Raw genomic sequence first — 14,010 nt, forward strand, 5'->3', positions numbered from 1 at the left:
TCCCCCAATTGGCTCGGGTGGACTGCTTCTCGCGCCGCCAGGCTAGTCCGCATGGGAATCGGTCAGGTGCTGGGGTTCGCCGGCGCGACGGTGGTGCTGGTCGGGATGCCGGGGCCGAACAACCTGTACATCTCGCTCCGCAGCCTCACCCAGGGACGCCGCGCCGGCGTGGTCTCCGCGCTCGCGATCGAGACCGGGACGCTCGTGTACATCGTCGTCACAGCGCTCGGTCTCGCCGCGCTGGTGAAGGCCTCGCCCGCGTTGTTCACCGCGATCACGGTCACCGGCGCGCTCTATCTCGCCTACCTCGGCATCAAGACGCTCAGGGCATCGAGCGCCGAGCTCAACGGCATTGCACCGGCACCGCTGGGGAGGGTGTTCCGCGACGGCGTCGTGGTGAATCTGCTCAACCCGAAGGCGGCGCTGTTCTTCCTTGCGTTCCTCCCGCAGTTCACCACCCGCGGAGCCGGGCCCGACCAGCTCCGTACCGAGATGCTGCTGCTCGGCGTCGGCGCGATGCTCATCGGCCTCGTCCTCGACCTCTCGTACGCCGTCGGCGCCGATGCGATCGGCCGACGCTTCCGCTCGGTCCGAACGACGGGACGCGCGCGGAACCTGGTCGTCGCGGCGATCTACCTCGGGCTGTCGGCGTTCGCCCTGATCACCGCACTCTGAGGCGCTTCGAGCACGGTCAGCTCGTCGCCGTCGAGGCGCACGGACAACGTCTCGCCGCCGACCTGCAAACCCCTTATTTCAAGGGCGTTCCAGGGCATCGACTCCGCCGGGTTGATCACCAGGGTGCCGCCTGGGACATCCGGCTCGATGCCGAGGGCAGCGACGACCACGGCGACGGCGGACGCGGCTGCCCACGCCTGCGGACGGCACGAGAGCGGGTACGGCGTCGGCGTGTTCTCATCGCCGGTACCGCGCCCGCCGTACAACTCGGGGAGTCGGTAACCGAATGCTTCCGCCGCGCGGATCAGGCCCTCGACGTACGACGAAGCCACGTCGGACTGGCCAGTCGCGAACAGGCCCTGGACCGTCATCGCGGTGTCGTGCGGCCACACGCTGCCGGTGTGGTAGCCGAGCGGGTTGAAGCGGGTCATTGCCGTCGACAACGTTCGCAGGCCGAAGCCGCTGTTCAGGTCGGCACCGGCCAGGACGTCGGCGACGACCTGCTCCTCGTCGGCATCGAGCAGGCCGGTGCCGAGCAGGTGGCCCATGTTCGACGCCCGGCCGGCGACCGGGTTCTTCGCGCCGTCGAGTGCGATCGCCGGGTAGCCGTCGACCCAGAACGTCTTGCGGAACCGTTCCTGCAGCGCCACGGCCCATTCGCGCCACTCGTCACCGGACTCGCCGTGGGCCTCAAGCAGTTCCGCGCCCTTCACCGCGGCGGCGTACGCGTAGCCCTGGACTTCGCACAGCGCGATCGGTGCAGTGGCGAGCGTGCCGTCGGGCCATTGGACTGCGTCCGCGGAGTCCTTCCAGCCCTGGTTGGCCAGGCCGTGGCCGGACTCGTCGACGTACTCGAGGAAGCCGTCGCCGTCCGGATCGGCGTACTCCTTCATCCAGATGAGAGCGCGCTGCAGGTTCGGCAGCAGGTCGCGGACCTCGTCGGCCGGCATGCCCCAGCGCCAGGCCTTATGCAGGGTCGTGATCCACAGCTGGGTCGCGTCGTGGGTGCCGTAGTACGCCGCGGGGAGGACCAGGCCGCCGCCGTGGTCGGCGACCTCGGCACGCAGTTCGTGCGGGATCTTGCCGGGCTGCTCGGCCGACTCGGCGTCGACCTTCGTACCCTGCCAGGCAGCCAGCGCGCGGAGGGTGCCGGCGGCAAGGGCCGGATCGACCGGGATCAGCATGCCGGACGAGATCAACGAGTCGCGGCCGAAGAGCGTGAGGTACCAGGGCGGGCCGGCGCCGAGGTACCGGTCGTCGGCGGCGGCCAGCTGGAGCGCGCTGATGTCTTCGAGCGAGCGGTCGATCCAGCGGTCCACGCGCTTGTCGTCGCAGCGGACAGTGACGTCGTACGGCGTGCGCTCGGCGGGCGGCTCGATCGAGAAACCGGTGGTCGACTTCGGGAAGTCCGCTGTGACGCGCAGAGTGAGGGTGAACTCCTCCCCCGGCTCCAGCCGTGGCGTCGCCGTCATGCCGGCATCGGCGGTGACGACGACGCTGGTGTCGTCGCTCTCCCAGCGTGTGCGGCCGGGACCGTCCGGGAGCGCCGCGAGTTGCGGCAGGCTCGCGGCCGCGCCGCTGCGGACCGCGGCGGTGCCGGCCAGATCGGTGCCCAGGGCAACATCCAGCCGGCCCTCGATCGTGGAGCGGGAACGGTTCACCAGCGTGATCTGCTCGGTCATGCCGTCGCTGTCGACCGTGCGGGTGCGGTACAGCATCACGGTCGGGTCGTGCCGGGTGTCGCCGAGTCCCTCGACCATCGCGACGTACTGATGGGTGGCCGCGTCCCGTTCGTCGACGTGCACCGGGATCGGTTCCCGGCCGTCGACTGTGACGCTCAGTCGGGACAGGATTCGCCGGTCCCGCGCGTACACCCCCTCGGCGCCGGTGCCGGTGAGCTGACCGGATCGAGGTGAGAGAACCACCCAGGGAGCGGCGAGAGCGGTGACAAGTTCGTGGAGCGGGGACATGTCTCCACCCTAAAGGCCCCGGTTTGCGGCAGAGTGTGGGTGTGGAGACTGGTGTGACCGTTCTGGTCGGGATCGCGATCTTCGTCGGGATCGTGGGCATCGTCGTGCCGATCCTGCCCGGGGCGATCCTGAGCCTGGCGGCGATCCTGGTCTGGGCGATCTTCGAGCACAGTGCGACCGGGTGGATCGTGTTCGCGATCACCGTGGTCCTGATCGGTGCCAGTCAGGTGGTCAAGTACGTCGTACCGGAGCGGCGGCTCCGCGAGGCCGGCGTACCGCGCCGCTCGATGATCGTCGGGGTTCTGCTCGGCATCGTCGGGTTCTTCGTGATCCCGGTGGTCGGGATGTTCATCGGCTTCCCGGTCGGCGTCTACATCTCCGAGCTGCAGCGGCTGCGCACGCACGCCGCCGCGTGGACCTCCACCAAGCACGCACTGAAGGAAACCGGTGTGTCGATGCTGATCGAGCTCATCGGTACGTCGCTGGCTGCCGCGCTCTGGCTGGTCGCTGTTCTGTTCGTCGTCTGAACTGCCAGCTGATTCTTAGGCGCACCGGAGGCTCGTCACAGCTCCGTGATGCAGGGTGGAAAGACCCAGTGCCAGGTGACGGCCCGGCACGCAGTACGGAAGGCGCAGCAGGATGAAGCTTTCGCAGAAGCGATGGCGGCTCATCGGCACCGTGGCCGCGGTTGCCGCAACGACTACCGCCGGCGGGGTTGCCTGGGCGGCGACCAACGCGGATCCGACGCCGTCGCCCTCGGCGTCACCGTCCACGCCCGGTCAGCAGCAGAAGCCGGATCGGCCCGGGAAGGGCTTCGGCGCGCGTGGTGAGTTCGGCTTCGGCGGCGCGTTGCACGGCGAGTTCGTCGTACCGAATGACGGCGGTGGCTATCAGACCGTCGCGACGCAGCGTGGATCGGTGACCGCGGTCAGCAAGGACTCGATCACGGTCAAGAGCGAGGACGGCTACAGCCGGACGTACAAGGTCGCCGCCGAGACCCTGGTGAACTCGGCCCGGGACGGCATCTCGTCGATCAAGACCGGCAGCACGGTCAGTGTGAGTGCCGTGGTGGCGGACAACACCGCGACCGCGACCACCATCAACGACGGTACGGCGCGCGACGCGGCCGGCCAGAAATGGGGTTTCAAGCACGGCCCGCGGTGAGTGGGTGCGGACGACTCACAGGTGATTGCCAGGAATCTTCCAGGGTTCACATGGGAACCGGCTGCACACTGTGAGCATGAGTCCGCATCTGCTGGTGGTCGACGACGAGCCGAACATCGTTGAGCTCCTGTCCGCAAGTCTGCGTTTCGCCGGGTACGACGTGACCACGGCGACCCACGGCGCCGAGGCGCTGCGCAAGGCGCGGGACGTGGAGCCCGACCTGGTCGTGCTCGACGTGATGATGCCCGGCCTGGACGGGTTCGAGGTGGTCCGCCGGCTCCGTGGTGAGGACCGGCATGTGCCGGTGCTGTTCCTCACCGCGCGTGATGCCGTCGAGGACAAGGTGCTCGGCCTCCAGACCGGCGGCGACGACTACGTGACCAAGCCGTTCAGCCTGGACGAGCTGGTCGCGCGGGTACGTGCGCTGCTGCGTCGGTCCGGTCACCGCGAGCAGACGACGACCGAGGCCGCCGTACTGCGGTATGCGGACCTGGAGCTGAACGAGGACAGTTACGAGGTGTTCAAGAGCGGCCAGGCGGTCCAGCTGTCGCTGACCGAGTTCAAGCTGCTGCGGTGCCTGCTGGAGAACGCCGAGCGGGTGATGTCGAAGGGACAGATCCTGTCCGCGGTGTGGAACTATGACTTCGCCGGTGACGCGGGCGTGGTCGAGTCGTACATGTCGTATCTGCGCCGCAAGGTCGACACCGGCGACCAGAAGCTGCTCCACACCGTCCGCGGGGTCGGCTACGTCCTGCGCACCCCGCGAGGCCCCAACTGATGCAACAGACCCACCGGCGGTTCGCCGACCGGTACCCGTTGCGCGTCACCATCGTCGTCGTTCTGCTGGCGCTGGTGGTCGTCGCGCTGGGCGCGTCCGGCGTACTGGCGACGACGATCATGCGCGGATACCTGATCGACCGCGTCGACGAGCAGCTGCAGCAGACCGCCATGCCGCTGTCACATGTCCAGCCCGATCGGCGCCCGCTGCCGCCTGGTGGCGGGCCGGCGCGGCGGCAGCTGCCGAGTCAGTTCGTGGTGCAGTTCAACGACTCGGAGGGTGCCAGCGACAACGGCCCGGTCGGGGCGCGGCTGGCCGAGACGGAGCCGTTGCCGAAGCTGCCGACGCTCAACCTGAACCAGGTCCGGGCGCTGAACGGGAAGTCGTTCGACGTGGACGCCGCTTCGGGTGGCGCCAAGTGGCGAGTGTTGGCTGTGCCGACCGATGACGGTCAGGGGTCGGTCATGGTGGCGCAGAGCCTCAAGGAGATGGACCACACGATCCAGCGGCTCGTCGGGATCCAGGTCGCTGCGGGGGTCATCCTGCTGGTGTTGCTGGCCGGCGTCGGGACTTACGTCGTACGGCGAAGTCTGCGCGGGCTGGAGGATGTCGAGCACACCGCGGTGGCGATCGCGGGCGGGGATCTGAGTCGGCGCGTACCGCAACGGGATCCGCGGACCGAGGTCGGGCGGTTGTCTTTGGCGCTGAACCAGATGCTCGGTCAGATCGAGACTGCATTTGCGCAGCGGACGGCGTCGGAGTTCGCGGCACGGCGGTCCGAGGACACGGCCCGACGTTCGGAGGAGGCTGCGCGGCAGTCGGAGGACCGGATGCGGCGGTTCGTGGCGGACGCGTCGCATGAGTTGCGTACGCCGTTGACGTCGATCCGCGGATTTGCGGAGTTGTCGCGGCAGCGTGGCGACACGACGGACTCGGACACCATGCGCCGGATCGAGGACGAGGCGAAGCGGATGGGCCTGCTCGTCGACGACCTGCTGTTGCTCGCGCGCCTGGATCAGCAGCGGCCGCTTCGGATGGAGTCCGTCGACCTGCTTCCCATCGCCGCGGACGCACTCCACAACGCCCAGGCCATTCAGCCCGACCGGCGTTTGTCACTCACGATCCTGCCCGACTCGGAAGCTCCCGTAGTCGAAGGCGACGAAGCCCGTCTCCGCCAGGTCCTGGGCAACCTGGTCAGCAACGCCCTCAACTACACCCCCGTCGACGCACCGATCACGGTGTCGGTAGGCACCCGCGGCAACGAAGCCGTCCTGGAGGTCACCGACACCGGCCCCGGCCTCTCCGACGAACAAAAAGCCCGAGTCTTCGAACGCTTCTACCGAGCCGACACCGCCCGAACCCGCACCACCGGCGGCTCCGGCCTGGGTCTGTCCATAGTCGCCGCCCTGGTAGCCGCCCACAACGGCCGAGTAACCACCACCAACACAGTCCCCCACGGCGCCACCTTCACCATCTACCTACCCCTCAACACGAAGTAGCTCCCGCGCACGAGTCGTCCCCGCACGCTACGCAGCCGTCTCTCGTCCCTACGCTCCCCGGCACGACCGCTCCACGCGCACCCCACCCACCCCCGGCTCATCGCCGCACATCCCCTCCCGGCTATCGCCGGGCTCCTCCGGCTATCGCCGGACGTGGTCGGCTGCCGCCGACATGTTGCTCGCACCGCTCGCGGCGACTGCTTGGCCGGAGGTCCCGGATCGGCGTGCTGCTGCTGGTGACGAACGTCGTCCGCACCCGCCCACCTGGCTCACCGCCGTGTATCCCGTCCGACTGTTCACCACGCTGACCGGACTCTTCGGCGGCGTACTCCTCGCGGACGCGATCCGATCGGGCGTCGCCGACGTCCTGGGCACTATGTTGCTGAAGGCAACATCCACAGGATCGGCGGCTGTGGATAGCTGAAATCCCTTGGATTAAAGGGGTTATGGGTTTGAGAACTGTCGGTGGTCGTGTCTAGAGTTTGCTGCATGGAGTTGTTGGGTGAGCGACCGGTCTGGTCGATGAGTGGCAGCGAGATGCTGTCCACTCTCGACCAGCTGGACGTGCTGCTCGCTCGCCTGCAAACGCAGCGCCTCGAGGTGATTGCCGGTCTGGACACGGTCGGGTACGCCGAAGAGATCGGTGCGCACGACACCGTTCAACTGCTGGCGTTTCGCTACCGACTGGATCGTTCCGAGGCTCGCCGCGATGTCCGGCTGGCGAAGGCGCTCCCGAAGTACCAAGCCGTGTCCGCAGGACTGCCTGACGTCGATCAAGATGAGGCGACGGAGTACCTGCGTCCGGCACAGGCCGACGCGATCGTGTCCGCGCTCGAGCGGGTGCCGGACACCGTGCCGATCGAGGACATCGACGTCGCCGAACGCGAGCTCGTCGGCCTGGCTCGCCACCTGTCTCCGGTCGAGCTCCGCAAGGCCGGGCAACGCGTCCGCGATCTCCTCGACACCGACGGGCCCGAGCCCGACGAACACAAGGCGTACGCGCGTGAGGCCCTCACCCTCTCCACCGCGCCCAACGGCGTGACGTTCCGCGGCTACCTCGCAAACGAGAACGCCGAACTCCTCCGTAGCCTGATCCACGCCGGCGCCCGCCCACACAAAACAACCGACGGCGACCTCGACCCCCGCCCCCGCGACAAGCGCCAGGCCGACGCCCTCACCACCGCCTTGACCATCGCAGCCACCACAATGGACACCACCACGCCCAGCCCTTCCACCCCAACGCCCGATCCGACGCAGCCGGCCACGCCACCAGCTCACCAGACCGAAGGCGACACCACCCACTGCCCCGCGCGACCGACCAATGCACCGACACCGGGGGCGGTGGCCACCGATGCGACGCAGCCGCGCACGCCTCCAGCTCGCCAGAGCGGAGGTAACGTCACCGACCGCGCCGCGCGACCGACCAATGCACCGGCAATGGGAGCGGTGCCCACCGATGCGACGCAGCCGGGGACGATTCCATCTCGCCAGACCGGAGGCGACGCGACCCACTGCGCCGCGCGACCGACCGATGGGCCGGGCGGTCCGGTTCCAGGGTTCGGAGCGAAGGCGAACATCACCGTCACCATCGATCTCGAGGATCTGAAGTCTGCTGCGGCGCACGCGATCGGCGACACCGTGTACGGCGACGGCCTGTCCGCTGCGACGATCCGGCGCCTCGCCTGCGACGCGAGGATCCTCCCGCTCGTCCTCGGATCGAACTCCGAACCACTGGACGTCGGCCGCTCCGAACGCCTCGTCACCCGCGCAATGCGCCGCGCCCTCAACGCGCGCGACAAGGGCTGTGTTGTCTGTGGTGCCCCGCCGATCATGTGCGACGCGCACCACCTCGTGTCCTGGATCGACGGCGGCGAGACCAAGATCTCCAACCTCGCGCTCCTCTGCCGCCGCCACCACATCGACCTCCACGCCGGCGACTGGACCATCACCATCACCCACGGCAAGGTCTCCGTCTCCCGCCCCACCTGGGCAGACCGCCCCAACCACGCCACACCGCTCGACGCGAAAACACCACCAGACCTGACCTCATCCCTCCACGAAACAACCACCTTCGCCATCTGGGGCAACCCCCAGCCCACCACCCCCACACCACCCACAGCCCCCCAGAACCACCCACCCCACCCCAACCCCTGGCCCGATCCCCCACCCACTCCACCCACCGATCCCTGGGCCGATCCCCGACCCGCTCCAGACGCCGATCCCTGGGCCGATCCGCAGACCAATCCCGCGGCTGATCCCTGGGCCGATCCCGGAGCCGATTCCTGGGCCGAAGCTCCGGTCCGCACCCGCACCGACTCCCAAGCCGACTCCCGGGCCGATGGCCCGGTCCGCACCCGCACCGACTCCCAAGCCGACTCCCGGGCCGATGCCCCGGTCCGCACCCGCACCGACTCCCAAGCCGACTCCCGGGCCGATGCCCCGGTCCGCACCCGCACCGACTCCCGAGCCGAATCCTGGACAGATGCCCCGGTCCGCGCCCGCACCGACTCCCGAGCCGATTCCCGGGCCGACGCTCCAGTCCGCGCCCGCAGCGACTCCCGAGTTGAATCCTGGGCAGATGCTCCGGATTGATGGCCCGTAGATAACCGACCCGAGCGGCTGACCGAGCCCTCAGCCGTCGCGGCGCCGAGCCGAGCGACCAGCGCGGTGCAGCTAGCGGATCGCTGCATCGGTGGCGGCACGGTCAGCGCATTGAGCTTGTCCATCGGCCGATGGTGAGCCGTTCGACCGTGGTGGACGGGGTGATGTAGCTTTCTGATGACTGTGACTCGGCCTGAGGAGGTGGGACCCATGAATGCTGTATCGATGTGGGTGCTCCCCCTTGCCGTCACGGTTGGGCGATTGGTGTAGGTGTCGCCGGGAGCGCCACCAGGCACTCCTGAAAGGCAACACCTGTGGACACCTTCGACGTCATCATCGCCGGATGCGGACCGACCGGCGCGATGCTGGCCGCTGAGCTGCGGCTGCACGACGTTCGCGTACTGGTTCTGGACAAGGAAACCGAGCCCACGTCCTTCGTCCGAATCGTCGGTCTGCACATTCGCAGCCTCGAATTGATGGCGATGCGCGGCCTGCTCGATCGCATGCTCGAGCGCGGCAGGAAACGTCCGGCCGGTGGTTTCTTCGCCGCCATCAACAAGCCCGCGCCGGCGGGTCTGGATTCCGCCCACGCGTATCTGCTGGGCATCCCGCAGCCGGTCGTCGTGCAGCTGCTTGAGGACCACGCGATCCACCTGGGCGCGGAAGTACGGCGGGGTTCTGCGGTAGTCGGTTTCGAGCAGGGCGACGACGGCGTGACGGTCCAGCTGGACGACGGGCAGCGGCTGCGGTCGCGGTATCTCGTCGGGTGCGACGGGTCCCGCAGTACCGTCCGCAAGCTGCTCGGAGTCGGCTTCCCCGGCGAGCCCTCGCGGAACGAGACGCTGATGGGCGAGCTCAAGCTGGACGTGCCTCAGGAGGAGCTCGCCGCCAAGGTGACCGAGGTTCGCGAGACCTACAAGACCTTCAGCATTACGCCGTTCGCCGACGGGATCTATCGCGTCGTCATCCCCGTCGCGGGAGTCAGCGCCGAGGCGCCCAGTCTCGACGACTTCAAGCAACAGCTGAACGCCATCGCGGGCACCGACTTCGGCGCGCACTCCGCGCGGTGGTTGTCCCGCTTCGGAGACGCCACTCGGCTGGCAGAGCGTTATCGGGTGGGGCGCGTGCTGCTGGCGGGTGATGCGGCGCATATCCATCCGCCGACGGGTGGACAGGGCCTGAATCTGGGTATTCAGGACGCATTCAACCTCGGCTGGAAACTGGCCGCACAGGTCCGCGGCTGGGCTCCGGAAACACTCCTGGACACCTACGAGTCCGAACGTCACCCGGTAGCCGAGGACGTGCTCGACAACACCCGCGCCCAGATGGAACTACTCTCCTCCGAGCCCGGCGCACAGGCCGTACGCCGACTACTCACCGAGCTGATGAACTTCGACGAGGTGAACCGCTACCTGATCGAGAAGATCACCGCGATCGACATCCGCTACGACTTCGGCGAAGGCCCCGACCTGCTCGGCCGCCGCCAACGCGACCTCGAAACCAAGCAAGGCGACCTCTACGGCCTACTGCACCACGGCCGCGGCATGCTCCTCGACCGCACCGAACACCTCACCGTCGGCGGCTGGTCAGACCGAGTCGACTACCTAGCCGATCCCGCAGCACCGATAGTTGCCCCCGGCATCCTCCTACGCCCCGACGGCCACATCGCCTGGCTCGGCGACAACCAGCAGGACCTGAACACCCACCTCACCCGCTGGTTCGGCAACCCCGCCAGCTGAGCTACAGCTTCGGGAAGGTTCGGTTGGCGGTCTCGCCGTGCTCTAGGACCTGGGCGGCAGGGCCGAGGATCTTGGGGTCGGGGCGGCCCACTAGTTCTACGTCTTTGTCGGTGTAGTCGTAGAGGCTGAGGACGTGCCGCATCGCCTCGAGGCGGGCGCGTTTCTTGTCGTTGCTCTTCACGACGGTCCAGGGGGCGTGTTCGGTGTCGGTGTAGTGGAACATCGCCTCCTTCGCCTCGGTGTACGCCGCCCACTTGTCCAGCGATGCGAGGTCGGTCGGGGACAGTTTCCACTGGCGGACTGGGTCGATCTGGCGGATTGTGAAGCGGGTCTGCTGTTCCGCCTGCGAGACCGAGAACCACAGCTTGACGAGCAAGATCCCCGACCGGACCAGCATCCGCTCGAACTCCGGTGCCTGGCGCATGAACTCCTCGTACTGCTCCTGGTTGCAGTACCCCATCACGTGCTCGACGCACGCGCGGTTGTACCAGGACCGGTCGAACATCGTCATCTCGCCGGCGGCCGGCAGGTGCGCGACGTACCGCTGGAAGTACCACTGGGTCTGCTCGCGGTCGGTCGGCTTCTCGAGTGCGACGATGCTCGCACCGCGCGGGTTCAGGTGCTCCATGAACCGCTTGATCGTCCCGCCCTTGCCGGCCGCGTCGCGGCCCTCGAACACGATCACCAGCCGCTGCTTCGAGCGCTTCACCCAGTACTGCAGCTTCAGCAGCTCGATCTGGAGCAGTCGCTTGTCCCGGTCGTAGATCTCCCGCGGCAGCCGTTCGCCGTACGGATAACCCTCGCGCCAGGTGTCCACCGGCGTACCGTCGGCACGCAGCAGCACCGGGTCGTCGTCCTCCTCGTCGAGGACGCGGAAGCCAAGCTCTTGGACCAGGTCAGGGGTGTTCATGCTCCCAGCGTCAGCTCCCTTGGTGACCGCCAGGTGAACAGCTCACCGGCGGCGGAGTTTGACCGTGCAGTCGCGCCGATTGATGAGCTCACCGTCACGCATCACCTGCGCCCGGTCGTGCACCCGGCTGACCAGAGTGTCCCACTCGCCCTCAACCAGGTCGAGGCCCGAGATCACCTCGTCCGGAGTCGGGAAATGGATGTCGGGGTGCGGGTTGTGCTCCCCCGGCGGGAACCCCATGTGCCCCTCGATCAGCAGTACGCCGCCGGCCGCGACCACGCCCGCCGCACTGCGCAGGATCGCGTCCCGCGGCAGCTCGGTCTTCGAATGCAGGAACTGCACCGACACCAGATCGAACGAGCCCGACGGGAACGACTGCCCGAGCTCGTGCTGCTCCCAGTCGATCCGATCCGACACCCCCGCATCTTGAGCATGCTGTGCCGCGCGTCCGAGCGCGACCGACGAGATGTCAACCCCGGTCACCGTCCAGCCCTGCTGCGCGAGCCAGATCGCATCCGCACCTTCGCCGCAGCCGAGGTCGAGCGCTCGACCCGGTGTCAGATCGGCTACCTCGTCCACCAGGACCACGTTCGGCTTGCCGCTCCACACCTGGTCGCGCTCGGCGTAGAACGAATTCCAATAATCCTCGGACAGTTCCTCGGTCGTCATGTGAAGATGCTGCGTTGACCCCAACCCGGCAAGCAAACATCTTTGCCAGATCGGCAACCTTGGAGGATCGCAGTGATCGAGGACGGCGAAGAGATCCCGCTGGTCGGTGGCGACGTGACCGAGGGCCTGGTCCGCGTCGGCGACACGGTACGGCGGCCGCCGGGCGAGCGGGACGAACTGGTCCGCGACGTCCTGCTGCACCTCGAGAAGGTCGGCTTCGACGGAGCACCGCGGTACCTCGGCGTCGACTCCGCCCGCCGCGAAGTACTCACGTACATAGACGGCGAGGTCGCCGGTCGCCCGCGCCCGCCGTGGATCGCCGACGAGGAGCGGGCGCTGTCGCTCGCGCGGCTGCTGCGCGCGTACCACGACGCCGTCAAAGGATTCGGCATCCCGCAGAACCTGCCGGCGCCGATCGAACCACCCGGCCTGCCCGAGCTCGACGACCCGCCGGAGCTGATCGGCCATCAGGACGTCACCCCCGAGAACGTTGTCTTCCGCAACGGACGTGCGTACGCCTTGATCGACTTCGACATGCTCCGGCCGGTGAGCCGGGCCGGTGAGGTCGTGAACCTGATGCTGTGGTGGGCGCCGTTCGGCGACGACGCCGATCTCGATCCGCAGTTCCGAGGTCTCGACCAACCGCGGCGCTGCCGCCTCCTCGCCGACGCCTACGGCCTCGAGGATCCGGACCGCAGCCGGTTGATCGACCTCGCGATCCGTCGCGACGAGCGCTCCTGGCACACGATGAAGTACCGCGCCGAGACCCTCGGCGGCGGCTGGCAACGGATGTGGAGCGAAGGAGTCGGCGACAGGATCCGGCACCGCCAGACCTGGCTCGAGAAGAACGCCGAAACGATCACGACGGCGCTCCTCGCTCGAACCGCACCGGAAGGCTGACCGCGGCTGAACCTGACCGCCCCTGACCAGGCTCAGCCGCGGCGCCTGCTCAGCGGGTGATCGTCACCTCGGCGCCGATCCGGGCGGACTCGTAGATTCCGCTCAGCATGCGGGCCATCTCCAGGCCCTGTTCGGCGGTCGCGTCGGCCGGGATCTCGCCGCGGCAGATCTGCAGGAAGTGGTCGATCTGGTTCGCGAATCCGACCTGGAAGTCGAAGCCCAGCGAGTCGATCTGCGGCTGGACGTGCAGCAGGGTGTCGTGCCGCTCGGTGATCATCAGCAGCTCGGGCTCGATCTCGGCGCCGCCCTTGTCGCCGTGGATCTTCACGCTCGTCGAGTTCCGGGCGTGCAGCGAGTACGACGTGTCCACGTCGAGGACCGCCCCGCCCTCGAACCGGATCTGCGCGGTCGCGTAGTCCTCGACGTTGTTCACCTTGGTCTCGGACGCGGCGCGGTACCGGGTCAGGTGCTGGATGTTGTCGCGGGCCCCGAGCGGCGAGAACGTCGCGCCCGACACCGAGACCGGGGTCGGCATACCCATCAAGTACCAGCACAGGTCGATGATGTGTACGCCGAGGTCGATCAGCGGACCGCCGCCGGAGACGTTGACGTCACCGAACCAGCCACCCGGGTTCCCGGCCGCACGGATGATCGTCGCCCGCGCCGCGTAGATGTTGCCGAACTCGCCCTCGTCCAGGAACCGCTTCGTGACCAGCGCGTTCGGGGCAAAGCGCCGTACGTAGCCGATCTGCAGGGCCTTGCCGGTCTCCTCGGTCGCCTTCACCAGCGCCTCGGCTTCGGCGACCGTCACCGACATCGGCTTCTCGACCAGCACGTGCTTGCCGGCCCGCAGCGCGGCCTCGGCGATCTTGGCGTGCAGGAGGTTCGGAACGCAGATGCTGACCGCGTCGACACCGGGATCGTTGAGGATCTCGTCGACGACATCCGTTGCCCGCGGTACGCCGAACTCGTCGGCGCGCGCCTTGGCCCGCGCCTGGTCGATGTCGCACACGGCCACGAGCTCGGCCTGCGAGTTCTTCTGGTACGAGATCAGGTGCTGGGTCGCGATCGCGCCAACCCCGATCACTGCGATACGGGTCGTCAT

The 14,010-nt window shown here is 68.1% G+C and carries 13 protein-coding genes; 9 read left to right on the plus strand and 4 right to left on the minus strand.

The genetic code is table 11. The annotated features are described in order from the left end of the window. The first annotated feature begins 51 nt into the window (after nucleotides 1-51). Nucleotides 52-675 (plus strand): LysE family translocator, encoded by a 624-nt coding sequence (locus ACFWUU_RS14725; RefSeq protein WP_380175873.1) that lies wholly within the window; start codon nucleotides 52-54, stop codon nucleotides 673-675. Here the strand turns inward: ACFWUU_RS14725 and ACFWUU_RS14730 are convergent. Further along, nucleotides 633-2,645, minus strand: a complete 2,013-nt coding sequence (locus ACFWUU_RS14730; RefSeq protein ID WP_380175875.1) for a glycogen debranching N-terminal domain-containing protein — start codon at nucleotides 2,643-2,645, stop codon at nucleotides 633-635. The genes ACFWUU_RS14725 and ACFWUU_RS14730 overlap by 43 nt on opposite strands. A 41-nt stretch (nucleotides 2,646-2,686) precedes the next feature. Here ACFWUU_RS14730 and ACFWUU_RS14735 point away from each other — a divergent pair, with 41 nt between their 5' ends. From ACFWUU_RS14735 to rox, 7 genes are all read left to right on the plus strand, one after another. Beyond that, nucleotides 2,687-3,172 carry a DUF456 domain-containing protein gene (locus ACFWUU_RS14735; RefSeq protein WP_137255272.1) on the plus strand — a complete coding sequence of 162 codons (486 nt, stop codon included), beginning with the start codon at nucleotides 2,687-2,689 and terminating at the stop codon, nucleotides 3,170-3,172. 112 nt (nucleotides 3,173-3,284) lie between these two features. Next, complete coding sequence (locus ACFWUU_RS14740) at nucleotides 3,285-3,809, plus strand: hypothetical protein (protein WP_380175877.1); 525 nt, start codon at nucleotides 3,285-3,287, stop codon at nucleotides 3,807-3,809. A gap of 76 nt (nucleotides 3,810-3,885) precedes the next feature. After that, a complete protein-coding gene (locus ACFWUU_RS14745) occupies nucleotides 3,886-4,587 on the plus strand; it encodes a response regulator transcription factor (protein WP_130385800.1) in 702 nt (233 codons plus the stop codon). Beyond that, nucleotides 4,587-6,086, plus strand: coding sequence for a sensor histidine kinase (locus ACFWUU_RS14750; protein ID WP_380175879.1), 1,500 nt, complete (start codon nucleotides 4,587-4,589; stop codon nucleotides 6,084-6,086). The genes ACFWUU_RS14745 and ACFWUU_RS14750 overlap by 1 nt, the downstream gene beginning before the upstream one ends. Nucleotides 6,087-6,258: 172 nt before the next feature. Next, nucleotides 6,259-6,510, plus strand: a complete 252-nt coding sequence (locus ACFWUU_RS14755; protein WP_380175880.1) for a hypothetical protein — start codon at nucleotides 6,259-6,261, stop codon at nucleotides 6,508-6,510. Between the two features lie 65 nt (nucleotides 6,511-6,575). Next, the gene (locus ACFWUU_RS14760; protein ID WP_380175882.1) at nucleotides 6,576-8,678 is read left to right on the plus strand and encodes a DUF222 domain-containing protein; all 2,103 of its coding nucleotides are present in this window, start codon (nucleotides 6,576-6,578) and stop codon (nucleotides 8,676-8,678) included. A 323-nt stretch (nucleotides 8,679-9,001) separates the two neighbouring features. Beyond that, the gene (gene rox / locus ACFWUU_RS14765; RefSeq protein ID WP_380175884.1) at nucleotides 9,002-10,426 is read left to right on the plus strand and encodes a rifampin monooxygenase; all 1,425 of its coding nucleotides are present in this window, start codon (nucleotides 9,002-9,004) and stop codon (nucleotides 10,424-10,426) included. A 1-nt stretch (nucleotide 10,427) separates the two neighbouring features. Here rox and ppk2 read toward each other — a convergent pair whose 3' ends face one another. Both ppk2 and ACFWUU_RS14775 read right to left on the minus strand, forming a co-directional pair. Continuing rightward, on the minus strand, nucleotides 10,428-11,336 hold the full coding sequence (gene ppk2 / locus ACFWUU_RS14770; RefSeq protein WP_380175886.1) for a polyphosphate kinase 2: 909 nt from the start codon (nucleotides 11,334-11,336) through the stop codon (nucleotides 10,428-10,430). Between the two features lie 42 nt (nucleotides 11,337-11,378). Beyond that, on the minus strand, nucleotides 11,379-12,005 hold the full coding sequence (locus tag ACFWUU_RS14775) for an SAM-dependent methyltransferase (protein WP_380175888.1): 627 nt from the start codon (nucleotides 12,003-12,005) through the stop codon (nucleotides 11,379-11,381). Nucleotides 12,006-12,077: 72 nt separating this feature from the next. Between ACFWUU_RS14775 and ACFWUU_RS14780 the strand changes: the two genes are divergently transcribed. Further along, on the plus strand, nucleotides 12,078-12,905 hold the full coding sequence (locus tag ACFWUU_RS14780; RefSeq protein ID WP_380175890.1) for a phosphotransferase: 828 nt from the start codon (nucleotides 12,078-12,080) through the stop codon (nucleotides 12,903-12,905). Between the two features lie 49 nt (nucleotides 12,906-12,954). On the opposite strand, the gene ACFWUU_RS14785 is transcribed toward ACFWUU_RS14780, so the two are convergent. Then, nucleotides 12,955-14,010, minus strand: coding sequence for a Gfo/Idh/MocA family protein (locus tag ACFWUU_RS14785; RefSeq protein WP_380175892.1), 1,056 nt, complete (start codon nucleotides 14,008-14,010; stop codon nucleotides 12,955-12,957).

Origin of the sequence: Kribbella sp. NPDC058693, from assembly GCF_042715335.1 — a bacterium.
Classification (GTDB): Bacteria; Actinomycetota; Actinomycetes; order Propionibacteriales; family Kribbellaceae; genus Kribbella; species Kribbella jiaozuonensis.